Source organism: Ruegeria sp. CL7, assembly GCF_056536445.1.
Genome location: NZ_JBQFPQ010000003.1, coordinates 134,186 through 159,670, shown reverse-complemented (window position 1 = coordinate 159,670; position 25,485 = coordinate 134,186). Strand labels below are relative to the sequence as shown.

The 25,485-nt window shown below is 58.3% G+C and carries 18 protein-coding genes; 8 read left to right on the top strand and 10 right to left on the bottom strand.

Going from position 1 to position 25,485, the window contains the following annotated elements; translation table 11 throughout:
• Positions 1 to 669: 669 nt before the first annotated feature.
• From ACR0LI_RS10985 to ACR0LI_RS10965, 5 genes are read right to left on the bottom strand one after another with little or no spacing between them, the layout of a single operon-like run.
• Complete coding sequence (locus ACR0LI_RS10985) at positions 670 to 1,686, bottom strand: Ldh family oxidoreductase (RefSeq protein ID WP_171724076.1); 1,017 nt, start codon at positions 1,684 to 1,686, stop codon at positions 670 to 672.
• Between the two features lie 11 nt (positions 1,687 to 1,697).
• Positions 1,698 to 2,327 carry a DUF3726 domain-containing protein gene (locus tag ACR0LI_RS10980; protein WP_480718509.1) on the bottom strand — a complete coding sequence of 210 codons (630 nt, stop codon included), beginning with the start codon at positions 2,325 to 2,327 and terminating at the stop codon, positions 1,698 to 1,700.
• The gene (locus ACR0LI_RS10975) at positions 2,324 to 4,012 is read right to left on the bottom strand and encodes a hypothetical protein (protein ID WP_480718508.1); all 1,689 of its coding nucleotides are present in this window, start codon (positions 4,010 to 4,012) and stop codon (positions 2,324 to 2,326) included. The genes ACR0LI_RS10980 and ACR0LI_RS10975 overlap by 4 nt, the downstream gene beginning before the upstream one ends.
• A 4-nt stretch (positions 4,013 to 4,016) precedes the next feature.
• Positions 4,017 to 4,991, bottom strand: coding sequence for a membrane dipeptidase (locus tag ACR0LI_RS10970; protein WP_480491774.1), 975 nt, complete (start codon positions 4,989 to 4,991; stop codon positions 4,017 to 4,019).
• Positions 4,991 to 6,433 carry an aldehyde dehydrogenase family protein gene (locus ACR0LI_RS10965; RefSeq protein WP_480491776.1) on the bottom strand — a complete coding sequence of 481 codons (1,443 nt, stop codon included), beginning with the start codon at positions 6,431 to 6,433 and terminating at the stop codon, positions 4,991 to 4,993. The genes ACR0LI_RS10970 and ACR0LI_RS10965 overlap by 1 nt, the downstream gene beginning before the upstream one ends.
• Before the next feature lie 103 nt (positions 6,434 to 6,536).
• Here ACR0LI_RS10965 and ACR0LI_RS10960 point away from each other — a divergent pair, with 103 nt between their 5' ends.
• The 3 genes from ACR0LI_RS10960 (at position 6,537) to ACR0LI_RS10950 (ending at position 11,997) form a co-directional block, all read left to right on the top strand.
• Complete coding sequence (locus ACR0LI_RS10960) at positions 6,537 to 7,421, top strand: LysR family transcriptional regulator (protein WP_171635540.1); 885 nt, start codon at positions 6,537 to 6,539, stop codon at positions 7,419 to 7,421.
• 116 nt (positions 7,422 to 7,537) lie between these two features.
• On the top strand, positions 7,538 to 10,813 hold the full coding sequence (locus ACR0LI_RS10955; protein ID WP_480718507.1) for an adenylate/guanylate cyclase domain-containing protein: 3,276 nt from the start codon (positions 7,538 to 7,540) through the stop codon (positions 10,811 to 10,813).
• Positions 10,814 to 10,833: 20 nt separating this feature from the next.
• Complete coding sequence (locus tag ACR0LI_RS10950; RefSeq protein WP_171635544.1) at positions 10,834 to 11,997, top strand: hypothetical protein; 1,164 nt, start codon at positions 10,834 to 10,836, stop codon at positions 11,995 to 11,997.
• Here the strand turns inward: ACR0LI_RS10950 and ACR0LI_RS10945 are convergent.
• Together ACR0LI_RS10945 and ACR0LI_RS10940 are read right to left on the bottom strand one after the other, a co-directional pair.
• Positions 11,994 to 15,593 carry a flavoprotein gene (locus ACR0LI_RS10945; protein WP_480718506.1) on the bottom strand — a complete coding sequence of 1,200 codons (3,600 nt, stop codon included), beginning with the start codon at positions 15,591 to 15,593 and terminating at the stop codon, positions 11,994 to 11,996. The genes ACR0LI_RS10950 and ACR0LI_RS10945 overlap by 4 nt on opposite strands.
• A 331-nt stretch (positions 15,594 to 15,924) precedes the next feature.
• Positions 15,925 to 17,502 (bottom strand): DUF5928 domain-containing protein, encoded by a 1,578-nt coding sequence (locus tag ACR0LI_RS10940; RefSeq protein WP_210093184.1) that lies wholly within the window; start codon positions 17,500 to 17,502, stop codon positions 15,925 to 15,927.
• 143 nt (positions 17,503 to 17,645) lie between these two features.
• On the opposite strand from ACR0LI_RS10940, the gene ACR0LI_RS10935 reads away from it, so the two are divergent.
• Complete coding sequence (locus ACR0LI_RS10935; protein ID WP_171724083.1) at positions 17,646 to 18,464, top strand: sulfotransferase family protein; 819 nt, start codon at positions 17,646 to 17,648, stop codon at positions 18,462 to 18,464.
• A gap of 199 nt (positions 18,465 to 18,663) precedes the next feature.
• On the opposite strand, the gene ilvD is transcribed toward ACR0LI_RS10935, so the two are convergent.
• Positions 18,664 to 20,496: a dihydroxy-acid dehydratase gene (gene ilvD / locus ACR0LI_RS10930; RefSeq protein ID WP_171635553.1), complete on the bottom strand. Its 1,833-nt coding sequence runs from the start codon at positions 20,494 to 20,496 to the stop codon at positions 18,664 to 18,666.
• A gap of 107 nt (positions 20,497 to 20,603) precedes the next feature.
• On the opposite strand from ilvD, the gene ACR0LI_RS10925 reads away from it, so the two are divergent.
• From ACR0LI_RS10925 to ACR0LI_RS10910, 4 genes are all read left to right on the top strand, one after another.
• Positions 20,604 to 21,167, top strand: a complete 564-nt coding sequence (locus tag ACR0LI_RS10925; RefSeq protein WP_171635555.1) for a helix-turn-helix domain-containing protein — start codon at positions 20,604 to 20,606, stop codon at positions 21,165 to 21,167.
• Positions 21,164 to 21,433 (top strand): CBU_0592 family membrane protein, encoded by a 270-nt coding sequence (locus ACR0LI_RS10920; protein ID WP_152459709.1) that lies wholly within the window; start codon positions 21,164 to 21,166, stop codon positions 21,431 to 21,433. The genes ACR0LI_RS10925 and ACR0LI_RS10920 overlap by 4 nt, the downstream gene beginning before the upstream one ends.
• Positions 21,434 to 21,504: 71 nt before the next feature.
• Positions 21,505 to 22,359, top strand: coding sequence for a 3-mercaptopyruvate sulfurtransferase (gene sseA / locus ACR0LI_RS10915; RefSeq protein WP_171635557.1), 855 nt, complete (start codon positions 21,505 to 21,507; stop codon positions 22,357 to 22,359).
• Complete coding sequence (locus tag ACR0LI_RS10910; RefSeq protein WP_480718505.1) at positions 22,359 to 23,543, top strand: amino acid aminotransferase; 1,185 nt, start codon at positions 22,359 to 22,361, stop codon at positions 23,541 to 23,543. The genes sseA and ACR0LI_RS10910 overlap by 1 nt, the downstream gene beginning before the upstream one ends.
• A gap of 70 nt (positions 23,544 to 23,613) precedes the next feature.
• On the opposite strand, the gene ACR0LI_RS10905 is transcribed toward ACR0LI_RS10910, so the two are convergent.
• Complete coding sequence (locus tag ACR0LI_RS10905; protein WP_171724087.1) at positions 23,614 to 24,942, bottom strand: ammonium transporter; 1,329 nt, start codon at positions 24,940 to 24,942, stop codon at positions 23,614 to 23,616.
• Positions 24,943 to 24,976: 34 nt separating this feature from the next.
• Positions 24,977 to 25,315 carry a P-II family nitrogen regulator gene (locus ACR0LI_RS10900; RefSeq protein WP_152459713.1) on the bottom strand — a complete coding sequence of 113 codons (339 nt, stop codon included), beginning with the start codon at positions 25,313 to 25,315 and terminating at the stop codon, positions 24,977 to 24,979.
• Positions 25,316 to 25,485: the final 170 nt, after the last annotated feature.

Genomic DNA, 25,485 nt, shown 5'->3' with positions numbered 1-25,485 from the left:
TTGCGTGATCGACGAGACCAGGGTCGTTGAGAAGGAACTCTCGTCGCAAAGCCTGTCAATGAGCATTCAATACTGACCGGGTTTTGGAGTGCGCCCCTTTTTGCTCCGAAACTGAAACAGGCCGCTACAGTCATATCCGATTTCCTGGAAAGTTGAGAGGCAGAGCCTGCAGTAGAGCCGCAATGTGGCTTGCTGCAGGCAATCAAACGGACCGTTTTGCAACTTTTTTGCGCAACGACCGCCAAGTGCCGGATACTCCGCTAAATCGCTGCTTTGGCTGTCCTTGGCAGCATGCGCAGCGAATGGCAGCGAGAATCACAGGTTCTTGGGTCGTGCAGCGAGCGGCGATTTGGGTCTGGCCCAGTTGTGTTTCAACGCCAACACGTCACGACAGCCGATAGAAAGACCGTGAGACATCGGTCTTGTCGGGTTTCAACGCGCTGCCAGTCTTTTTGTCTGCCGAACGTTTTCGCGCGGCACGGATCGCCGCATATCGGATTTCACACGCGACTTGCGCTTTTTGCGGCACGGGATACAGGCGCATATCCCGTTGCCTATCAACGCGCCTGTAAATCAGAGACAGGCAAATCCTTTGACTGAATTGTCCAGCGCAATTTTGGGGATTGCCGCCAATTGGTCACTGCACCGAATGGAAGGTGAGGCCGTCGCCTAGCCGGAGCCCAAAATCGCTTCAATCTTTGACAGGGTTGCGGAGTTCACTGCGACACCCGCTTCGCTTGACGAAAGCCGGCTCTTGCGGCGGCCATCACCGGGCAGATGCGCGCCGTCCTGAGATCTGATCGACTCAACCAGAGTTGCCATGGCATTTGAAAACAAACCTGCAGAGGACGCCACGGGATCAATCGCAATGAAGAACTGCCCTGTCTTCGGGGGGCCACCGGCCGTTCCGGAAAAAGGCGATGCGTTCAACCCAAGTGTCGATCCGGTAAGGGCAGCGGCCATGACTTCGGTCAGCAAAGCAACACCCACGCCCTTGTAGCCGCCCGAGGGGGCCATGCTGCCTTTCAAACCAACGTCAGGGTCGGTTGTCGGGTTGCCGTCAGCGTCCAGCGCCCATCCGACAGGAATGGCCTTGCCTTCTCTTGCATGCTTCATCACTTCGCTTTTGGCGATGGTGCTGGCGCTTTGATCTATCAGCAGCGCGGGTTGACCATCCGTACCCGGTGCAGCGATCGAGAACGGATTGGTCCCAACAACAGGTTTCGATCCGCCCGAGGGTGCGATGGATGCTGGCGCATTGGTGAACCCCAATCCGACCAGCCCTGCCTGGGCCAGCCGATACGTGTGATAGCCCAGCACACCGCAATTGTAGCTGTTTGTAATCGCCAATGCGGCGATGCCCTGTTCCCGTGCCGCAGGGATCAGCGCCTCGAAACCCAGATCGATGGCCGAATGTGCAAACCCGGTTTTGGCATCGACGCGGATGAGGCCCGGACGCGGGGTTTCAAGGGCCGGTTTTGCGTGACCGTCCACCTTGCCGCATTGAACATGCTCGCAATAGATCGGGATATACGCCAGCCCATGGCTGGCCACGCCGTCCGCTTCGGTCGCGGCTGTGGCAACAGCCAGAGGGCGCGCGTTTTCTTCGCTTGTGCCGGCGGCAACCAGCGCATTGAATGACAGTTCTTCGATTTCGGCAAGCGAGAGGGTTCTGGTTTCGGTCATCGGGTGGTCCTTCAATCGTTGTCTGACAAGCCTGCACCAGCGCCAAGCAGCCGGGATTCTTCAGTTGCGGGGGCATAGGTGCGATGCGCCACAGTGTTGAGGAATTGCCACGCCCCCGGATCCGGTTCAGCGCGGCTGTGCAAGGAACGGGTGGGTCTGTTGCGGCCGGTTTCGGTTATCCCTACGCGGTTTGCCTTGTCCATTCCGAAATCTTCACAGCTGAGATGGACACCATCAGTGGTCGCGGAAACCCCGTCCAAAGTGATTTCCACAGTCGATTTCCGCTTTTTCGCCATGGTGGCGACAAAGGGCAGCAACAGAAGAGGTGCGGCAACATTGGAAATCAGAACTTTGCCTTGCGACAGGGCGTCCGGGCAATCTGATAGCGCCGATCCAGTCATAAGGGGGCACAGATCCCGGGCGCCGGCCCACATGCCGTCCCGGGCCTCTGGGATGTGATGTTCCAGGTGCGGCGCAAATTCTAGCTCAAGCAACTGGGACAGGATCGCAGGCCCGTCAAACCCCTGGACGCAAAGCCATCGGGTTGCTTTCGCGGCCTCCTCCGCCACACCCCAGGCATATCCAGCCCCACGGGTTGCGCGTTTGGCGGTGGCTTCCACTTCGTTCAACGAGAAGGTCATTGCACAACCTCCGGATAAACCCAAAGATCGGCGTTCGCGGTGTTCAGCTCTTCCGGGTAGGGCGCGCCCGCATACATGCAGATACGCACCCACCGATCCGAACGCGGGTCGAAATGCGTCGCCCCAAAGAAGGACAGTTTGGCGCGCAGCATATCAATGGGCATCACCTGCGCGCTGATCGTGTTGTCTCGAATTTCACCGTAGGGAGCGATACGGCTGATTTGCGCGCGGCGCACGCTGTGGCGGTGTTCCGGATGGCGCAACAGAAACTCTGCTATCGGAGCGTCATCAGGCCAGTTCTGCAACGCTTCGAAAGCCAAGGTTGCATCCCGCGCCGGTGCAAGAGGTTGTTCATAATCCGAGATCGGCTCCTCGAACCGCTCGCCCAGCCGGGGTTCCAGCTTTTCTTCGGATACGTACCAGGCCCGCGCGCAGTTTTCGGCGGCGGCCCAATCAAGGTTCAAAGCCCAGTCAAAACTGTTCCGGATCAAAGCGCGCACCGCTGATACCGGCATGGTCCCATCAATCACCTGTGCAGAGGCGTCGGTGTCTGCCATGCAGCTTGCAAGCCCGTCAACAAGCGCGCCGTAAGGTTCAAGGATCAAAGAGGCCAGCAGCTCCTGACCTTCTTCGGTCAGCGCGGCTTCGGACCAAAGGATCAGTCGGTTCCAGGGGTGATCCTGTGTCAGATCATCCTTGGCCAGGTATTTCTCGATTTCTTGCAGATCCGAATTCAGCGCCGCCAGCTTTTCCACCTGCACCGGGTGTTCAGATCGCCACCAGGCGATTGACTGTTTGCAGCGTGCAAAGACATCGCAAAAGACACGTGCTTCATCTTCCGAAGCCGCATCAATGGACCGAACGCGCGAGATCGCCTCCTCGCGCACCATGATCCAGTTGTTGAACAGCACCGGGTGATTGACGATGAACGGCGCCATACCCAGGCCGGTCGAATTCCCGATACCCAGCCAGCGCGCGATGTCTGGATCAAGCTCTGCGGTCTGGTCTCGGCCTTTGACCTGCGCTATGTGCTGCACCAGATCGCGCACAAAGGCGCGGGTCAGATAGACCGACAGCATCTCGATCTGGAACGGACCGCTGACTTCGGCCCGGCCGGCTGTCTTTTCGCGGTCCGCCGCGCCGAATTTGCCCGAACCATAAACGGCCGTGGTTCGCATCAGATAGCCGACCTTGTAGATCTGTTCGAGGTCGGGTTGCCGCCCCGCAGCAAGCTGATCCACCACATGAGCCCAAAGCCGCACGGAACGGTTCGCCCGCGACAGGGACAGTTCGGCTTCGCTGACGCGTCCGGCTTCTTGCAACGGAACATTCTGCGACAGACGGTCGATATCCTCTGACGTTGGAATGCCGTCAAACAAGGTAAAGGTGGCATCCCAGGCCTCGGCAATCACCCGGTCCGATCGTTGATCGGGTGGCAGGTCATGGGCAAAGGCGACCAGCGAATAGGCCCGATCAGGGCCTTGCGCAGTGTAGACCGCATGGCCCACACCCTTGTTGTCAATTTCGAACGCGGGGCGCGAAAAGCTCCAGTTTTCCTCGGCCATGCGACGCGTCAGCTGCCGCATAAAGCTGAGCCGACATTGGTGCAACGATCCCAAACGTGACAGCCGCATGACCGTGGATGGGTCACGTCTGGCGATCTCTGTCTGCGCGTGTGGTTCCATTTGGTTACCTTTGTGGGACGAAGTTCTCGGCAAAGAACCGATACCAGTTCCCGCCCATGATCCCGGCCACTTCGTCATCGTTCAGGCCGGTCGCGCGTAACCCTTCTTCGATGTTGCCAAAGTCTCGGTTGTCCTGAAACCAACCCGGCATCGGTGGGAATCCCGGGGCCGAGGCCGAGCCTTCGCCATAGTCGATCTCTTTTGTCCAACGCCCCACACGCATCCATTCCACGACGCTGTCGGGCTGATCCTGACACAAGTCAGTGCCAATCCCCAGATGTTCGGCCCCGTGTTTGTCAGCAGTGCGTGCGATCATTTCGCAAAAGCTTTCCAGCGTGCAATCGGACTTGTCTTTCAGGTGGTGAGGGTAGACCGAAAAGCCCAGCATCCCACCTTTTTCCGTTACCGCACGGATGACGTCATCCCGCTTGTTGCGCAGGGCCGGGGACCATTCGTGCGGATTGGCGTGCGTAATCGCGATAGGCCGGTCCGAGATTTCAGCCGCCTCGATCGTGGAACGGTCTGCCGAATGGCTCATGTCGACCACAAGGCCCACGCGGTTCATCTCTTTAATGACCTGCTTGCCCATGCGGGTGATGCCGGTGTCTTCGGCCTCGTAGCAACCTGTCGCCAGCAGGGATTGGTTGTTGTAGGTCAGTTGCATGAACCGCGCGCCCAGATCGTGCAGGATTTCGACCAGCCCGATATCGTCTTCAATGGGCGACGGGTTCTGAAACCCGAAAAACACGGCGGTTCGGTCCGTATTACGGGCCGTGTCGATATCGCTGGCCCACCGGCCTTTCATGATCAGATCCGGGTATTGCTCGAACCAGCGGTTCCATTTCTCGAAATTCAGTACCGTTTCGCGGAAATTCTCATGATACGCGATGGTGACGTGGATCGCGTCCACGCCCCCTTCGCGCAACTGGCGAAAGATCTTTTCCGACCAGTTGGCATATTGCAGGCCATCGATCCGCATCAGACGGGGCCTGCGCTGATATAGGCGGTTTTGACGGTCGTGTAGAATTCAGCCGCCGCCTTTCCCTGTTCGCGGGGTCCGTACGAGCTGTCGCCGCGGCCACCGAAAGGCACGTGGTAATCGGTGCCCGCGGTGGGCAGGTTCACCGTCACCACGCCGGTGCGCGCGTTGCGGCGGAAATGGGTGGCGCGGGCCAGCGATTTGGTCACGATGCCCGAGGTCAGGCCGAAATTGGTGTCGTTCACAACGCTCAGCGCCTCGTCATAGCTGCCGACCTTGATGACGCTGGTCAGGGGCGCAAACATTTCTTCGCGGTTGATGCGCATGTCGTTGGTGGTGTTCAGGAACACGCCCGGCGACATGTAGAACCCGTCATGGGGCATCTCCAGGCGCTGACCGCCACAGGCCAGCTCGGCCCCTTCGGATTTGCCCAGTTCGACATAGGCGAGGTTTTCATTCAACTGCTGCTGGCTGACGACGGGGCCCATCTGCACGCCCGCTTCCAGCGCGTGACCCACTTTCATTGCCTGCGCACCGGCAACCAGTTTCTCGACAAAGGCATCATGGATGCCCGCGTGAACCACCAGACGCGACGAAGCGGTGCACTTCTGACCGGTGCCGCCGAATGCCCCGCCCAGCGCCAGAGTTACCGCCAGATCCAGATCGGCGTCGTCCATCACGGCCAGCGCGTTTTTGGACCCCATTTCCATCTGCACCTTGGTCAGGTTCTGGATCGCGGCGGCGGCGATGCCTTTGCCCACGGGCACAGACCCGGTGAAGGAAATCGCATTGACCTTGGAGCTTTCCACCAGCCGCTGACCGATGGAACGGCCCGAGCCCATCACCAGGCTGAACAGACCTTTCGGGATGTCCTGCCGTTCGATGATTTCGGTCAGGGCCACGGCCGAGGCAGGGGTGATGTTGGCGGGCTTCCACACAACCGCGTTGCCATAGCACAGCGCCGGGGCAATCTTCCACGAGGCGGTTGCAGTGGGGAAGTTCCACGGGCTGATGATGGCAACCACGCCAACAGCTTCGCGGCGCACGTCCACCTCGATATCGGGGCGCACGGAATCGGCGTTCTCACCGATCTGTCGCAGGCATTCGGCCGCATAGTAAGTGAAGAACTGACCGGCGCGGTAAACCTCGCCCTTGCCCTCGGCCAGCGGCTTGCCTTCTTCACGGCTCAGCAAAGTACCCAGCTCTTCGGCGCGGGCCATCAACTCGTTGCCGATGGCGTTCAGGACGGCCTGTTTGCGCTCGAGCCCGTAGGCGGCCCATTCGGCCTGCGCGACGCGCGCCTGATCCAGGGTCGCCTCAAGCTGGTCGGCGCTGGCTTGTGTGAACATGCCGACCAGATCGCTCAGATCCGATGGGTTGCGGTTTTCGATTTCGCTTTCGCCAGCCAGCCATTCGCCGGCAATTAGATTCAGTTTGGTCACGTCAGGCCCCAAATTCGCAAATTTCAGTTTGCGAAAGAATGGAACTTGCTGACGACATCAGTCAAACTCAAATAACTTTAGAAAACTTCAGAAAGATTGAAGCATGGCCGTGAAAATAGAGATGCTGCGGTGCTTTTGCACCGTGGCCCAAACCGGAAATCTTGCCGAGGCAGCCAGCCGTTTGGGCCGCACGCAATCCGCGGTCTCAATGATGTTGAAACAATTCGAAGAGCATCTTGGCAAGAAACTGTTTGAAGGCGAACGGAAAAACCACCTTACTCCGCTCGGTCAGCAAGTTCTCGACCTTGCGCTCAAACAGGTGCGGGATTTCGATCAGGCTGTTCAGAATATTGAACTGGCGGCACAGGCCGAGCACGGGTTGATCCGGATCGTATCCGTGCCGTCCGTGGGGGCGCTGGTCTTTCCTGCCCTGCTGGGCCATATGACGTCTCGTTTTCCCGGCCTGAAGATCGAGCTGCGAGACGGAGATTCGCAGCAGGTTCTGGATGCGGTCGCCGGGGATACGTCTGATATCGGCATAGCGTCCGGCCATTTTCCGCTGAACGGGGTCAGTGCAGAGCCGCTGTTTCAGGACCGCTTTGGTTTGGTTGCAGCATCCGATCATCCGCTGATGACACGGGCGGAACCGCCAGCCATTTGCGATCTGGTGGCTCAGCCTTTCGTGCGAAACGCCCTGTGTGACTTTATCGAGTCCGCGCCTTTCCGAGAAATTCTGGACAGAGCCGAGGTTACCATCCACAACACGCATTCCCTGATCACGACTGTCAGGGCAGGCCAGTGGATCACGGTCCTGCCGCAGACCGTCGCGCAGTTCATCCCGGACGCAGTCGCCTTTCGTCCGATTTCGGATTTGCCGGACAGGCGCGAGGTGTATCTTTATGTGCGGGAAAGGTCGCGATTCCGAGAAATCTCGGAGGCCTGTCGTTCATTTGTCCTGTCGAGTGGGTTTGGAAATTCAAGCCTGTGAATGCATCAAAAGGGGATTAACCCTGCTCAAAATCACAAATTAATTTGGTTTTTGCAGACTCACGCCCGCTGCCATGCTAGGTTCTCGCTTGAAGTGGGGGACTTCAGAGGGGCGACATGTCTCAAGATCTGAGGGGCTGGTTGAGCGCAAATGGATTAAACGAGTACGCGCAGGCCTTCATTGATAATAAGATCGACTTTTCCATTCTGCCTGATTTGACGGCCGAGGATCTGATCGAAATCGGTGTGACCGCTGTCGGCGATCGTCGGCGGCTTTTGCGTGCCATCGAGCAACTTGATTCCGCGCAGATCGCCGCAGAGCCTGAACCCGCAGCGCCGCACGAACCTGCGCGGCGGCAGGTCACGGTGATGTTTGCGGACCTGACCGGGTTCACGAAAATGTCCAGCAAGCTGGATGCCGAGGATCTGCACGCACTGCTCAACCAGTTCTTCAGCAAAGTGGACAATGTGGTCGAAAAATACGGCGGCCGCATCGACAAGCATATCGGTGATGCGGTCATGGCCGTTTTCGGAGCGCCGATCTCACATACCAATGACACGGAAAGGGCAGCACGGGCGGCAGCTGAAATTCATGCGGTTCTTCCGACGTTATCACCGCCGCTGTCCTGCCATATCGGTATCTCTTCGGGTCAGGTCATCGCCAGTACGACAGGCAGCCAGTCGCATACGGAATATACGGTGACAGGGGATGGGGTGAATCTGGCGTCTCGGCTGACAGATATCTCAGGGGGCGGCGAGACTCTGGTCTCACATGACATTCAACGCGCGCTGGGCCCGTTGTTCGTGGGCGACTCCATCGGGGTCAAGGCGATCAAGGGGCTGAACGAGCCGGTTGAGGTCTGGCGTCTGGACCGGCTGGCCAGGAACATTCGGACGAGACGGCATAAATTCATCGGGCGCGAGCGTGAGATGTCGATTTTCTCGGCCACATTCGACCGATGCCAACGCCATGGAAAAGGTGAAGTGCATATCGTTCTGGGCGAACCCGGAATTGGAAAAACCCATTTGTCCGAGCAAGTGGCGGAATTGGCGACCAGCCTGTCCTACACGATCCACAACGGCGTTGTGATGGATTTCGGTGCGCGCGAAGGTCATTCAGCCATTCAGACCGTTGCACGCAGCATTCTGGGGCTTGAGGCGTCGGACGGGGCGGAAACCGGGGCGGCGGTTGCAAAAGAGGCCATTACCAAGGGCTGGGTCAGCCCTTCCAACGCTGCGCACCTCAATGCTTTGCTTGAACTCGAGCAGGATCCGGGCCTGGCCGAGGTCTATGCGGTGATGGACAACAAGACCCGTCTGCGGGGGCGGCGTCAGGTGCTGGAGGAGCTGCTTTCCGCCAGCAGTCGGGAATCGCCCCTGCTTATTCAGATTGAAGACATCCACTGGGCGACGCCCGACATCCTGGCGGCGTGTTCTCATATCGCCGCGGTGACGCGGAACACGCCCTGTGTGTTGATGATGACCAGCCGGGCCGAGGGCGATCCGATCGACAGGAACTGGCAGATGGCCACGGATGGCGCGCTGGTGTCAAAACTGGAACTGGCACCGATGGGAGAAGAGCACGTCAGGCAACTGGTCGAAGAGTTCCGGGCCATCGATCGCGACTTGCTGGAAACCTGCGTCCAGCGCGCCGGTGGAAATCCGTTGTTTCTGGAGCAGCTGTTGCGAAACACGGATGTGCTCAAACAGGAAACTGTGCCGGGCAGTATTCAGGGTATCGTTCAGTCGCGATTGGACGCACTGGATCGCGCCAGCCGAACCGCCATTCAGGCTGCATCGGTTCTGGGTCAACGGTTCTCGCCCGAAGTTCTGAATTTCATTCTGGGTGAAGGGCATCTGGATACCAGCAACCTTATCCGCTCGGCGTTGATCCGAGAGGCAGGGCCCGATTTCATGTTTACCCACGCGCTGATCCGGGACGGGTCCTATGCAACACTGGTCAAATCCGAACGCGCCCGCCTGCACCGGCAGGCGGCTCAGTGGTTCGAAGACAAGGATGCAACCTTGCGCGCCCAGCATCTGGACCGGGCCGGGGCCAATAACGCGGCGCAAGCCTATCTGGAAGCAGCCGACAAATTGATACAAGCCTTCCGATTCGACGATGCCAGCCCGCTGATCGAGCGTGCTTTGGAATTGCCGTCCCCGGCGGGTGTCCGATTTGACCTGCTGTGCGCGCGGGGCGAAACCCATCGGTTGCAGGGGTTGTCAAACGAAGCTTTGGACGAGTTCAAAGACGCCGCCGGTTTGGCTGAAACAGACGAACAAATCGCCCGGGCCCATATCGGGCTTGCGCAGGCGGCGCGGCAAGCAAGCCTGTATCAGGACGCACTGGAAGCGCTCGACACGGCCGAGGCAGCGGTACAGCGCTGCGGGTCCGAGGAAGATGAGGCCCAGATAAGCTATGTGCGCGGCAACGTCTATTTCCCGCTGGGCCGGAACAAAGAAGCGCTGAAGGCCAACGAGCGGGCGCTCTCGCTTGCCCGCAAGCTGGAATCCCCGCGCCTTGAGGTTGGGGCGCTGAGTGGGTTTGGCGACGCCAATTTCATGAAAGCCTCGATGAAGACGGCGGCGGGGTTCTATACCCAAGCCGCTGAACGGGCACGCGAAAAAGGGCTGGTTCGGGACCTTGCAGCCAATCTGCACAATCTCAGCGTGGCGCGCAGCTATACTGGGGATGTCGGGCAGGGCCGAGCAGATGCCAATGAGGCGATTGAAATCTCGCAGACGTATTTCGCTTTCGTTCCGGAATGTGTTGCGCAAACATGCCTTGGCGTGGCCGAGACCTTTCTGGGCAGTCTCGACCGTGCGCTGGAAGCCTTTGGCGTTTCGGCCGAAATCGCAGAGCGCGTGGGCGCAAAACGCCTTGAAGCGCAGGCGTTGGAACATTTGGCCAGAACGCAGGTTTATGCCGGCCAGGTCGGGCGCGCACGTGAAACCGGTCTGCGAGCAGTCGAAATCGCGCTTGAACATGGCCGGAACTTTGTTGGACCCAAGGCCCTGTCAGCCCTGGCGATGGCCGAAACGGACCCGGATGAGCAAACGCGCCTTTTGAAACTGGGTTCCGAGATCATCGCCGAGGGATGTGTTGGCCACAGCCATCTGCACTTCTTCCCCGATGCCAGCGCCGTCATGCTGGCGCGTGGTGATTGGGATGCCGCAATGGAGTATGCGGATGGCCTTGCCGCGTTCACCAGGAACGAGCCGTTGCCGATGGTGGACCTGTCCATTCGTCAAACACGGCTGTTGGCCGAGAGCGGAAGGCAGAATATTCCACCGTCAGAGCATAGCGGTTTTGCCGGTATGACCGAGCATTTTGCCGCGATGGGCATTACCCAATCCTTGCTGGGCCGCGCGGATTTTCTGACCAGTTAGGCGGCAAGGCAGGAGGCTGAATGAGCGTCGAAAAAAAGGTTTGGCTTATCTCTGGCCTGCTGACCTTTGGGTTGGCCGCCTTGTTGCTCAAGCTTTGGATCGAACTGAACCATTTCGAGGAAGACCTGACGCAGCTGCCCGATCAGGCTTCGGTAGATGCGTATCTGTGCAGAATGGACGTGGCGCCGGACTATCGTTTGAGAACGGGGATTTTCATAAAGTCGTTCAGCTTTCTGGGCGCCAGCGACGTGCGGCTTACCGGCTATATCTGGCAGCACTACAAGGCAAAGGAACATGATGCGATCCTTCCCGCCGAAGGTGAGGTTGGATTTCTTCTGCCCGAAGCGGTCGATACCGCAAGCGGCCTTGTTGAAGAGGCATACCGCTTGTCACAACCCGACGGCGTCTTGATTGGTTGGTATTTTGAACAAACCCTGCGCCAGAGCTTCGACTACACCAGTTATCCCTTCGATCACAAAACGGTTTGGGTGCGGTTCTCGCCCGCTTCTTTCGAGGTCAATATCGCGCTGGTTCCTGACTTCGAGGCTTATCCGGCGACCGGATCGGATGACATTTTCGGGATCGACAACCGGATCGTGATGGGCACGTGGGAGCGAGAAAACACCTATTTCGACTACAAGCTGTCGAAACTGGATACGACGCTGGGCATCCGGCAGAACGCTTACCAGACCAACACGCCCGAGTTGCATTACAACTTCGTCATCAAACGCAATTTTGCAAACGCGTTCATCGTTCACATGATCCCGTTGCTGGTCGTGGTGATGCTGCTGTTCGGTGCAGTCATGACCGTCACGCGCCGCGAGGGGTTGGTCGAGCGGCATGACTTCAGCACGTCCAGCGTGATCGGCACCTGTTCGGTTCTGTTCTTCGTGATCCTGCTGGCCCATGTGCAACTGCGCGAAGGATTCGCCGGATCGCCCGTGATCTATATGGAGTCATTCTTTTTCCTTATGTATTTTATGCTGTTGGCGGTTTCGATCAATACGTACCTGTTCGCCTCAGAGGCGGTGCCGTCGCTGCGGATCATCCATTATCGGGACAACCTGATCCCAAAGGCCAGTTTCTGGCCCTTCGTGCTGCTGTGTATGGTGGCGATCACGGCCTATAACCTCGGCATCAAGGACAGCTCGGAACCGCCACCGATCAGCACGCGGGATTGTTAGGCCACGGGTTCAAACCCGGGTTTGGGTTCTCCCTGCGCCATGTCCAGCGTGTAATCGCTCACCACTTCGGATGTACCCTCGCGCCAGCTTTTCAGGTATTTTTCCGGATCAGCGATCACATAGGCATATGCGGGTTTCATCGCACCCTCGATGACGACGTTGATTTTCTTGCGCACATAGACATTCTCGGGTGAGCCGGGGCCGTAATACCCTTCCAGCCTGTCCAGTTCGCCGAGGCCGGATTCGGTGACACGGTAGACCTCTCCACCCACTTGCTTGCCCATCCCCTGCTGATCCACAAGGGTTGCCATGCGATGCAGATACCCACAGTTGGGATTGTCGCAGAATGGTTCCTTCGGGATGATCAGGGGCATTGGTTGCCGGGTGCGCGCCGTTCCCACGAATTCATTCAGGACCGCGCTGTGTGCGTCATGATTGGGGAACCCCTGCTTCAGTGATCCATAGGTGAAATACAGGTAAGAGGGTTCGTTCACCTCCACGAAGCTTTCGTCACGCCCCTGTTCGGGGTCTGCCATCCTCAGGTTGTGATCTTGCGCCCAGGCGTCCAGCATGGAACGGATTTCCGGTTCGATCTGCATGCTTTGAACGAATTCGATGCACGAGGTCGCATCCATGTCTTCGGCCCGCAGCAGGATTTCCACCATCTTCGGTGCCTTGTTCATCACCGCCACATGCAATGCGGTGAATCCGTGATCGTTGACAATGTTGACGTCGATACCCCTGTCGATCAGGTTCTGGGCGGCCTCATAATCCGGCTTACCCAGATCATGGCCGCTTTCGCCCAGTTCGCCTTCACCGCCCGCTGCATAGTGCAACAGTGAATCTCCATGGGCCTCGTCCACGATGTTGACCCCGACGACCCCTTCGTCGATGGCACGGAACACGCGCTTCCATTCGTTGATATCATCGGCGGCAGCGGCCTCGCGCGCCCATTTGCAGACGCGATACTTCTGGTCGTCCAATTCCTCGAACGCGTCTTCCAGTGCCTCCATGATCTGGTCCGGCGTTGCCATCATGCCGATGCCCATCCGGCCGTTCGACAGGCGACCTTCGCGCGGTCCGACAAAATCGACCCCAAGCGTCTTAAGCTTGTCGACGTTGTTCTGTGTGGTGATGTTGTTCCACATATTCGTATTGCACGCGGGGCAGAGGATCACGGGTTTCTTCTGGTATTGCCATGCCACGAAGACCGAGGTCAAAAGATTGTCGGCGATGCCATTGGCAACCTTGCCCATCGTGTTGCAGGTGATGGGGGCCACTATGACGCAATCTGCCCAGTCACACAGTGCCAGATGCGAGGCGCGCACCGGCATGTCGAAATTCAAATAGCGGAAATTCCACTCGTCATCGTCGCGGTAATAGTCATTGTGGGTGATCTTGGCGTCGATCCGTTCGGCGCCGAAATCCCGAAAGAATTTCTCGGCCGAAACAGACGGGATCAGTTTCACGTTATGCCCCGCGTCGACAATGCGTTCGACAAGCTCGGGGATCTTGTCCGCCGCCGATGACCCGCAGGCGCAGAGCAATACGTTTCGCTTTCCGGCGTTCACTTGATTCATCACCCCCTTGGGATAGCCGAACGGGTTCTTCTCAAGGCTTGGGGTTTCATTCAGTTCGGATACTGGCAACCCTTCCCTGCGCATCCTGGCTTGCAATTCACCGGCCTGGATCATGTCTACAATGTCTTCCAGCTTTTCACTTTTGCTGATGCATTTTCCTTTGAAAAACAAATACGGCACGTCCGGTCTTTCGCCCAGCGTCACCAGTTGCCGCCGCATCCTGATCATATTGGGATCGCGCCCGCCCACGTCGATCTGCTTGACGGTCGTTGCCCCGATATTCGAAAGAATGCTGCGCAGCATATAGGACCACGGGTCCTCGTCCTCGTAGAACAGAACCATCGTATTGTGCTTGATGATGCTGGCAACATCGCTTGGGTTTTCGGGCGGTTCGACCTCTTCGATCACCAGCAATGCAGGGTCTTCGAGATCCCGCAGACCGCGGAAAATGTTGCCCCGCGGCGCTTGCCAGACCTGCGAGGTTGCCGGACTCATATCGACTATGGTCACAACGTCTTCATCCTCGTCATAGTCTATGCACAGGCACCAGAACTCTTCGAGCAACGCAGTTTCCCGGAACACGTTGTCCGGCGGGCGGATCGCCTCGATCCCGGTGACGCGATTGAAGTCGATGTTGATCATCAGGTGACGGTTGCTGTCGGGGGTCAGGCTTTTCAACTGCGCCTTGAACCAGTCTTCGGGGGTTTGGATTGATTTGTCGTCGCGGGTCTCAAAGCTCTGGAACGAACTGCTCAGATGCAGGTTCTCGGATTGTCTGATATACTTTTCGACCATGTCGTGCATGTCTTTGGCGGTGGCGACCCGGCGGACAGTATCCGTGAACGACACCTGGGCCGCCCGCAGCAACTCGTCCTCGTCCACCCTGTAGTCGCCGTGAATGGCGAGGCTTTCCACCAAAACGCCGATCGAGTTCATGTTGGGCGTTGCCCGGCGGAACAGGTTGCGGCGTTTCTTGGGATCTTTCGCCAGATAACGTGTGCTGTCGACGTAATTGCACCGCTGCTTGAAGGTCTTCAGGTGCGTCTTGACCGCGGCCCGTGCTGAAAACCGCAAAAGGCCGCGGGACCGCATCGAGGTTCCGTCACGATCCGACATGGCTTGCCACAACCGTTCGACGGTTGTCACCCAAAGCTTGCCGTATTTCTCAGGGTGCACATCCATCATATGCACCAGCCCCGTGCTTGGATTGCACTTGGCGATGACGGCAAAATGGCCGCCGGGCATAGTCTTGTTGCCATGGGCAAGACCGACCTGGAAATTAGCGACCAGAATGTCGTTGTCACCGCCCAGCCGGTTGGATTCGTCGATCGCCTCAAGCAGCAGCGGCACACTGGTTGTGTCTGCGTCCATGAAATAGGCCTGAACCTGAACCCTCTCGCGCAGCCCCTGCGTGTGAATGTAGGTGCAGGCGACGTCAAAAAGCTCGCCCAGCGAGATTCCGTCGTTCACGACAAAGGACGAGGGCAATGCGCATTCGCGGAAGATGTCATTCACTTCGCAGCTGAACCCCAGCGCCGACATGCTGAGAGCGGCCGCCGTGACACTGCAACAATTGATCGGCTGCTGAAAATTCTGCAACTGAACGCTGACCAGATCACCAAACATCGTTGCAAAACAGGGTTGCCGAACGCTCTCTGGTATCTGAAGCCAGTTCTGGCTGGACAGATACGCCAACCGGGTTCCATCCAGCGCAAGCGCTTCTAGGCTGACAGGGATATCCGAGATCTGAAGGTGTTCTTCATAGAAGTAATCGCCGACATCCGCGCTGGCCAATGGATTTCCGTTCTGGCGCAGCTGAACCACGCCACGCAGCACGATATACATGCCGTTCGCTGGCAGAACCGCGTTTCCGGTCACCTCGATACATTCGAATTGTGGGTTGATGACGGCTGGGTCGGCGATCTGAGCCTTACCCGGAAGGACATCATATATCATCTTCCAGTCTGCGTCGCTTGGGGTGTAAGGTCTGGATTTGGAAATTTGATCTATGGTCACAACTGTGTCCCCCTGGAGTTGCGTTGCAATATTTCAATCTTCGGTCCGCCAGCGCCTCTGGTTCTTCGAAGCTCGGACAACGGTCATTCAGAATAAAAGACCTGCCTGTTTTCAGTGTTTGTTTCTGGCAAGGGCCGTGTTTCTGATGGAAAAAGTATGAACAAAATGGCCCAATTGGCTGCACAGTATCCGATAATTGAATAAAAATCACGAGTGCAGTTGCAGCGGCAGCGGCTGCCTTGCATGGCGGAACACTTGCCATCCGCGATTTGGATTGCGCGGGTCACGGGTGCCAGCCTTCGGGCAGACAATCTGTGAAGGGCTTTGGGGATCAGTCGAGGAAAAGGTAATCCAACTGCATGACGGCTTGGGCTTTGTCTTCACCAACCCCAAGAAACTTGGCAATAACCGCTTCATTGTCGGCGCGCGGGGCCGTTTCCCGCAGGCGCAGGTAATTGTCCAGCCGGGCAGCGCGGATCCGTTCGGATTCATAGCCCAGATCGTTGCGAAGGGTCGGCAGCAAGGAAGCAACGGTTTCCGTTGGGCTGTTGTCTCCGGCCAGCCCGACCCGACGCGCGTGGCCGATCAGATAGTCGTCCGAGTATTCGCATTCGATCTCAAGCACGTGGGTTTTGGCCTGGCCGCCGCAGAAATCCTCGAGCGCGTCAAGATTGGCCGGGTCAAGGCACAGCACCAGCTGATCCGACCCGAAACTGTCGAACAACAGGCGCAGAACGGCACGCCGGTGACGAGAGCGCTTGGTCAGTGTGGAGTCGATCCCGCCCAGATCCGGCAGCAACGTATTTTCTTCGTTGAACAGGTATTCAACGCAAGGAATATCCGTTTCAGATGCGATCTGATCGACAAGACGTTTGGCAACATGCCATTTCTTGCAGACGATCACGAACAGTTCCCGTTCCGGGCCGAGTACGCTCCCGGCTTCCCAGAAGCGTTGTCCGAACCGGCGGCCGATACGCCCGCGACCAGTGAGAAACGCGTACAGATTGCGCCCCTCGTTCGAGATCGGGAAATCGACGCCCTCACTGGCATAGAGCGAGCCGAGCCGGGCCTTCAACTCATGCGCCTCGGCGCTGATCTTGCGTGCGAACAGATAATCCTGGCCCAGCAACATGTCATAGTGGTCATTGTAGAACGTGACCGGCATTCCATAGTCCGAGAACATCAAGAATGTCGGCGTTCGGTTTTCAATCTCGTTTTTTGGGATCAGGTGACGCACCAGCGTCTGAAAAAAGGTTTCATCAGGAATCCACGTGGTCGAAAAAAAACGGATCACATCCCGGCGCTGATGCAGGAAATCCAGTATCATTTCGACGGTTCTGCGACGCAGGCACCACCATTGGCTGCCGATCATCATCTGAATGTCCTGGGGGATGTCCCGCGTCAGACCGAGGCGCTTTTGCAATTCATAGGCGGCATAGAACAGCTTGGACTGCGTGCGCTCGTTGAAGTAGTGGCGATAGATCAGCCGGTCTTCCTTCATGCCGGTCTTGATCCAGTTGCTTTCAAAGAAATCGTGGCTTTCGATGAAATCCTTGTCGTTATCGTCGAGGTAACGGTGCGTGTATTCAGCGGTTTTGATTGCCATGCAGTCACCCGACAGCATGTAGAAATGTGTGGCGCGGGGGAAATTTTCCACGGCGGCTTCCAGGGCGTTCAGCGTGGCCCGGACCAGCGACCATTCTCCCCAGCCGCATCTGACGCGTTTTTTTGCAAAGGTTACATTGGGGTTCTGATCCAGTGCGGAACGAATGCGCTCATAGGCTTTGGCGCTGGCGCTGGCGTCAAAATGGATGGCCATGCAATCGCCGACAGCGGTCAGTTGTTCGGCCTGTGCAATGATGGCTTCAGGGTCCTTGTGACACAGCAATATATAGGCGACTTTTGCCATTGAGATTACGCAATATCCGTTTCTGCCTGATTTCAACCGTGATACTGAGGATGAGCGATTGAATAAACAGAATAATTTTGGTTCTTTGTTACCAAAAGCTGGCGTATCGCATCGAGACCTGGCCAGCGCAGGAGGCACAGCAGATGGGGTTTCCCGGTACCTGGATGACCGAGAGCGAAAGCATGGTGTACCGCGTGGTGCCCAAATGTGCTTGCTCGACCATTGGTCAGATCATGTATTTCTCGGATCATGGTCAGTTCTTCGACGGTGATATCCATGATGCCAAGGACGGCATGCACAAATGGGCATTTGATCAGAGCCAGAAGCTGATCTCGAACAATGTGCGCAATCACGCGTCCTATTCTTTCACTTGCGTGCGCAATCCCTACACCCGCATCCTCAGCTCATTCTTTGACAAGATCTGCGGCATTCAGCGCAACGGCAAGAGATACCGCGGCAATCTGGTGCCGACGCTGATCTATAACTACGGGATCGAAGTGGGCGGCGACGACGGCAAGGGAGAGTTTGACCAGATCGCCAGCTTCCGCCGGTTTCTGCTGTTTGCGCGCGATACGATCCGGTGGCGGCGCCCGATGGACCCGGACATTCACTGGTCTGCGATGTCAGGCCACGTGTCTACTTTCATCGTGAACGGCGGTCACTATGACCGGATATTCTGGACAGAAGCGTTCAATGACGGGATGCAGGATGTTCTGGACAATGTCGAGCTGAAGCACCCGGTCAAATTGTCCGAGATTCCACGGTTCAATGAATCCGAAGGGCACGGGCCAAAACGTGCGCATCCGGTCGAGGACTACTTTGACGATCTGTCAATGCATCTGGTCTACGAGATCTACAAGCAGGATTTCGAGCTGTTCAAATACGACTTCGAAAACCCGGCGAACAAGATGCCGATCGGTGAAATCGATCTGGATGAAATCCACGCCAAATTGGGCGACTGACGGTGGGGTGCTCCCGCCCGTCGTCGATATTTCTTGCGAAACATCTCCTCCGGTTGGGCCCGGCGCCGCGCGCTGCGCGGCGCCGGGCCCAAGGTCGAACGTGGCATCGGCGAAGCCGATGGTACGGATCGGGCGCGGGATCTCTTGAGGACGGTTGATTACCCGGCTCGCCACCTCGGCAAGCCGGTCGCGTATGTGCTTAGACTTGGCGAACAGCCCCTTTTGCTGCGCTGGTCGTCAGCTTGGCATAGGCCTTGAGCGCGGTGGACACTTTACGTTTGCGGGGCGCGGCGGGCTCCCACCCCTTTGCGTTCTGTTCAGTGCGGCGGGCGGCCAGCTCTTCATCCGAAACTGCCAGATGAATGGTGCGGTTTGGGATGTCGATCTCGATCGTGTCGCCATTCTGAACCAGACCGATCTCACCGCCTTCGGCCGCTTCGGGCGAAACATGGCCGATCGACAGGCCTGATGTGCCGCCCGAGAAGCGACCATCGGTCAGCAACGCGCAGGCTTTGCCCAGACCCTTGGACTTCAGATATGACGTCGGATACAGCATTTCCTGCATCCCCGGGCCACCGCGCGGGCCTTCATAGCGGATGACGACCACATCGCCTTCTTTCACCTTGCCCGTAAGAATGTCGTTGACCGCCTGATCCTGACTTTCGCACACGTAGGCCGAGCCGGTGAATTTCAGGATATTGGCGTCCACGCCAGCAGTTTTCACGATACAGCCGTCGCGAGCGATATTGCCGAACAGAACGGCCAGACCACCATCCTGGCTGAACGCGTGTTCTTTCGAGCGGATCACGCCGCCTTCGCGGTCGGTGTCCAGTTCCTTGTACCGGTTGGACTGGCTGAACGCCTGTGTGGTGCGCACACCACCGGGGGCGGCCTTGAACAGCTCCTGCGCCTTTGGATTGTTGGCGACCTTGATGTCCCAGTTGGCGATCGCTTCACCCATTGTGGCCGAATGTACCGTGTTGCATTCCTCGTGCAGCAGGCCTGCGCGGCTGAGCTCTCCGAGGATCGAGAAGATACCTCCGGCGCGGTGGACGTCTTCCATGTGCACATTTTCGGTGTTGGGCGCGACTTTGCACAGGCAGGGAACGCGGCGGCTCAGGCGGTCCATGTCGGACATGGTGAAATCAACGCCACCCTCATGCGCGATGGCCAACAGATGAAGCACCGTATTGGTGGACCCGCCCATGGCGATGTCTAGGCTCATGGCGTTTTCGAATGCTTCGAAGGTGGCAATCTCGCGTGGGAGAAAACCTTTTTCATCCAGATCATAATGGCGCTTGGTGATCTCAACGATGCGGCGGCCTGCCTCAAGGAACAGCTCTTTGCGGTCGGCATGTGTCGCCAGTGTCGAGCCGTTGCCCGGCAGGGCCAGGCCCAATGCTTCGGCCAGGCAGTTCATCGAGTTCGCAGTGAACATGCCAGAACAGGAGCCGCAGGTCGGGCAGGCATTCTCTTCGATATGTTGAACCTGTTCGTCGGTGAATTTGTCGTCCGCCGCGGCGACCATGGCGTCGACGAGGTCGATTTTCTTGGCCTCCAGATCGGCGATATCGATCTTGCCAGCCTCCATCGGCCCGCCCGAGACAAATATGGCAGGGATGTTCAGGCGCATCGCGGCCATCAGCATGCCGGGGGTGATCTTGTCGCAATTCGAAATGCAGACCATCGCATCGGCGCAATGGGCGTTGACCATGTATTCGACCGAATCCGCGATCACTTCGCGCGAGGGCAGCGAATACAGCATCCCGTCATGGCCCATTGCGATGCCGTCATCCACCGCGATCGTGTTGAATTCTTTGGCCACACCGCCTGCAGCCTCGACCTCGCGCGCAACCATCTGGCCCAGATCCTTCAGATGCACGTGGCCCGGGACGAATTGGGTGAACGAGTTGACGATGGCAATGATCGGTTTGCCAAAATCATCGTCTCCCATGCCGGTGGCGCGCCAAAGGCCGCGTGCGCCAGCCATGTTGCGGCCATGGGTTGAGGTTCTGGATCGGTACAATGGCATGATGCTGTTTCCCTTTTGCCTCGGGTTGCATGTCTTGGGGTTCGTACGTTATAGCGCACGTACCACATGTGCGCTATAACGCACAAGAGGATTCGCGGGACGATGAGATGGACTCTGACGATATAACGCTGAAACTGCGAGACGTGCGTGCGGCATCGGGCCTGAGCCTGTCGAAAGTGGCCGAGATGACTGGCGTGAGCAAAGCCATGCTGGGGCAGATCGAGCGCGGTGAATCCAGCCCAACCATCGCAACGCTGTGGAAAATTGCCAAGGGGTTTCAACTGCCGCTCAGCGCGCTGATCGATACGATGAACGGGGACCCTTCGGTTTTTCAGACCGTAACTTTCCCCGGCACGATCGAGGTCAAGATCGTCTTTCCATTCGATCCCGCTCTGGGGGCCGAGACATTCCACGTCAACCTCAGGCCGAACCAAAGCCACGAGTCGCCCGCCCACGCGACAGGCGTGACCGAAGAGGTCTTTGTTCTGAGCGGCACGCTTGAGATCCTGCGCGGAGACGAGTGGGTTTCCCTACAAGCCGGGCAGGGGTTGCGTTTCGCGGCCGATCTTCCGCACGGGTATCGCGCCGGCCCCGAGGGGGCGGCCTTTCTGAACATGCATCATTACGCCCAACACACCGAATTTGTAGAGAACGGCAAGGCCCATTCATGACCGCATTTTTCGACAGCCTGACCATCGTCGACGCCATCGGCTCTTTCGGGGCTCTAATCGTGGTCGCCGCGTATTTCGCAACACAGATGCGGATGATGAACTCGGATGATCTGGCCTTTCCGGTGATCAACCTGCTGGGCTCGGTGCTGATCGTCTATTCCCTGCTCCAGAATTTCAATCTCGCATCAATGTTGATCGAGGGGTTTTGGATTCTGATCAGCCTCATTGGGATTATCCAACATTTCCGCCTGCGCAGCGCCAAGTGAGCGCTATCCAGCCTTGAACCCCTATGCCGCCGGGTATAGGGAAAAATCAAGCGCGCTTAGGGGAGGCTTTGATGCAGGACGATCCAAAAACCCTCGTATCCACCGAATGGCTGGCCGCGCATATGAAGGATCCGGATCTGCGGATTCTGGACGGGTCGTGGTACTTGCCCGCGCAAAATCGTGATGCACGGGCGGAATATGACGCAGGCCACATCCCCGGGGCGCGGTTCTTTGACATAGACGAGATATCAGATCGCCGTTCCGACTTGCCGCATATGGCGCCTCCGGTCGAGAAATTCATGTCGCGCCTGCGCGCGATGGGTGTGGGCGACGGTCATCAGGTCGTGGTTTACGATGGCGCTGGGCTGATGTCGGCTGCGCGCGTCTGGTGGCTGTTCCGTCTTATGGGGCAGGAAAACATCGCGGTTCTGGATGGTGGATTCCCCAAATGGCAGGCGGAAGGGCGCGAGGTCGAAGACCTGCCGCCGGTCATCCGTGATCGTCATATGACCGTCCGGGTGCAAAATCAGCTTGTCCGGGACGTCACGCAAGTTTCCGCCGCCGCCAAGCTGGGTGATCATGAGATCATCGACGCCCGCTCTGCCAGCCGGTTTTCCGGGGCCGAGGCCGAACCGCGCGAGGGTCTGCGCTCGGGGCATATTCCGGGTTCACGCAATGTCCCCTTTGGCCAGTTGCTGAACGCCAATGGTACCATGAAGTCGCCGGAAGAGTGCCGCGCCATATTCGAGGCCGCGGGCGTCGATCTGTCGAAACCGGCGATCACCTCGTGCGGGTCTGGCGTGACCGCCGCGATCCTCAGCCTTGCGCTTGAACGCATGGGCAAGAAAGACCACTCGCTTTATGACGGCTCATGGGCTGAATGGGGCGCCTTCCCGACCCTGCCCGTCGCAACCGGAGAGACCTGATGTTCGAGAACCTGAAACCGCAGCCTGCCGACAAGATCCTGGCGCTGATGCAGATGTATCGCGAAGACCCGCGTGATCAGAAGGTCGACCTGGGCGTCGGCGTCTACAAAAACGCGGAAGGCATCACCCCGGTCATGCGCGCCGTCAAAGCGGCCGAGCAGCGCGTCTGGGAAGAGCAGGAAACCAAAGCCTATACCGGGCTGGCCGGCGATCCGGCCTATGCGGATGCGATGATCGGGCTGATCCTCGGCACCTCGGTTGAGCGCGGCAATATCGCCGCCGTGGCGACACCGGGCGGCACCGGCGCCTGCCGTCAGGGCTTCGAGATGATCCGTATGGCCAACCCGTCGGCCCGCGTCTTCGTGTCGAACCCGACATGGCCGAACCACTTGTCGATCCTGAACTACCTGGGGATCGAGACGGTTCCATACCGCTATTTCGATGGCGACACACGTGGCGTCGATTTCGACGGCATGATCGAAGACCTGAAGACCGCAAAAGCGGGTGACGTGGTTCTGCTGCACGGTTGCTGCCACAACCCGACCGGTGCCAACCTCAACATGGTTCAATGGCAGGAGGTCGTGAACCTGATCAACGCGCTTGGCCTCGTTGCGATGATCGACATCGCCTATCAAGGCTTCGGCGACGGCCTGGAAGAGGATGCGCAAGCGACACGTCTGGTCGCGTCTTCGGTCAAGGAATGTCTGATAGCGGCGTCATGCTCGAAGAATTTCGGCGTGTATCGCGAACGCACCGGTTTGCTGATGGCCATCACCGCCGATGCCGGGCAGACCGCTTTGAACCAGGGTACATTGGCATTCCTGAACCGCCAGAATTATTCCTTCCCGCCCGACCACGGCGCGCGTGTTGTGACCACGATCCTGATGGACGAAGCCCTGCGCGCCGACTGGATGGCCGAACTGGAAGAGGTGCGCCTGTCGATGCTGGGCCTGCGTCGCCAACTGGCCGACGAACTCCAGCGTCTGAGCGGCTCGGACCGCTTTGGTTTCATCGCCCAGCACCGCGGCATGTTCTCGCGCTTGGGTGCGGCCCCGGAACTGGTCGAGAAACTGCGCGTTGAACACGGCATCTACATGGTTGGCGACAGCCGCCTCAACATCGCCGGTCTGAACGCCGACACCGTTCCGATCCTTGCGCAGGCGATTGTCGACGTCGGCGTCTGATTTTCGGGCATTGCCAAACAAGAAACCCGGGCACGAATGCCCGGGTTTTTTTGTTTGGGTGGAAGCGGGATCAGCCTTTCGAGAATTCGGGATAGGCTTCCATGCCCAGTTCGCCCATGTCGAGGCCGTTGATCTCTTCTTCCTCGCCAACCCGCAGGCCGACGGTGGCCTTGAGGATCGAGAACAGGATGAAGCTGACTACGAAGACGAAGATCCCGATAGCCGCGAAACCGATGATCTGGGTCACGAAAGACGCATCACCGTTGGTCCATGCCACGATGAAGGTGCCCCAGAAGCCTGCGATCAGGTGAACCGGGATGGCGCCGACCACGTCATCAATCTTCATCTTGTCCAGCAGCGGCACGGTGTAGACTACGATCACGCCGCCGATGCCGCCGATGATCAGCGCCTGAAACAGCGACGGCGCCAGCGGTTCGGCGGTGATCGAGACCAGCCCGGCCAGCGCGCCGTTCAGAACCATGGTCAGGTCGACCTTGCCATACATCACCTGCGTCAGGATCAGGGCGGCAACGGCGCCGGCGGCGGCGGCCATGTTGGTGTTGGCGAAGATACGGCTGATATCGGCCATGTCACCGATCGTGCCCATGGCCAACTGCGAGCCGCCGTTGAAGCCGAACCAACCCAGCCACAGGATGAACGTCCCCAGGGTTGCCAGCGCCAGGTTCGAGCCGGGGATCGGCACAACTTTGCCTTCCTTGTTGTATTTACCGATGCGCGGGCCCAGTACGATGGCACCGGCCAGAGCTGCGAAGCCACCTGCGGCGTGCACCAGGGTCGAGCCGGCGAAGTCGCTGAAGCCCATCTCGGACAACCAGCCGCCACCCCACTGCCAGGACGCTTCGATCGGGTAGATGATGCCTGTCAGAACGATCACGAAAAAGAAGAAGGGCCACAGTTTGACGCGCTCGGCCATGGTGCCCGATACAATGGACGCGGTGGTGGCGCAGAACATCAGCTGGAAGAAGAAGTCCGAACCGACGGATGCATAAGACAGGTCGGTTTCGACACCTTCCAGACCAACCGGTTCCAGTGACGTTGGCGAGAACGCGCCCAGAATGCCGGTGATCGTCCAGCCGTCGCCCGGATACATCAGGTTGAAGCCCACCAGCCAGTACATGATGGCTGCAAAGGAAAACAGACCCATATTCTTGACCAGCTGCATGGCCACGTTCTTGGAGCGCACCAGACCGGCCTCGAGCATGGCAAAGCCCGCGGCCATCCAGAACACCAGAAAGCCGCCCATCAGGAACAGCAGCGAGGTCAGGATGTATTGTGTATGCTGCGCGGTTTCGCCGGTTGCGGCGGCCTCCTGCGCCAGGCCCATCTGCGGCAGCGCGACGATCGCGGCGGCAGGGATGAGGGATTTCATCAGGTTCATGTTCAGTCCTCGAATGATTGTCGGTCGCGGCGCCTTACAGCGCCTCTTCGTTGGTTTCCCCGGTCCGCACGCGCAGGGCCTGCTCGACATCGAGGACGAAAATCTTGCCGTCGCCGATCTTGCCGGTCTTGGCGGTTTTGGTGATGGTCTCGACGATCTGGTCGGTCATCGCGGCAGGCACCACGATTTCCAGCTTGATCTTGGGCACGAAATTCACCGCGTATTCGGCCCCCCGATAGATTTCGGTGTGGCCGGATTGCGAGCCGAAGCCCTTGATCTCGGTCACCATCATGCCGCGCACGCCGGCCTCGGTCAGTGCCTCGCGCACCTCCTCCAGCTTGAACGGCTTGATTGTCGCAATGATCAGTTTCACGTCTTTCCCCTCTGGTTCTCCGGTGGAACCGGTTTGTTTGCACCTGCAGAAAAATGCGCGACGGATCGCGGTATGAAACGGCTCTTGGGGGTCAAAGGGCTGCCAAATGGCAGAAGATTGCACATTTTTTGCACAATTCGGTCGCGTTGATTAAATAACGGGCAGTGTTG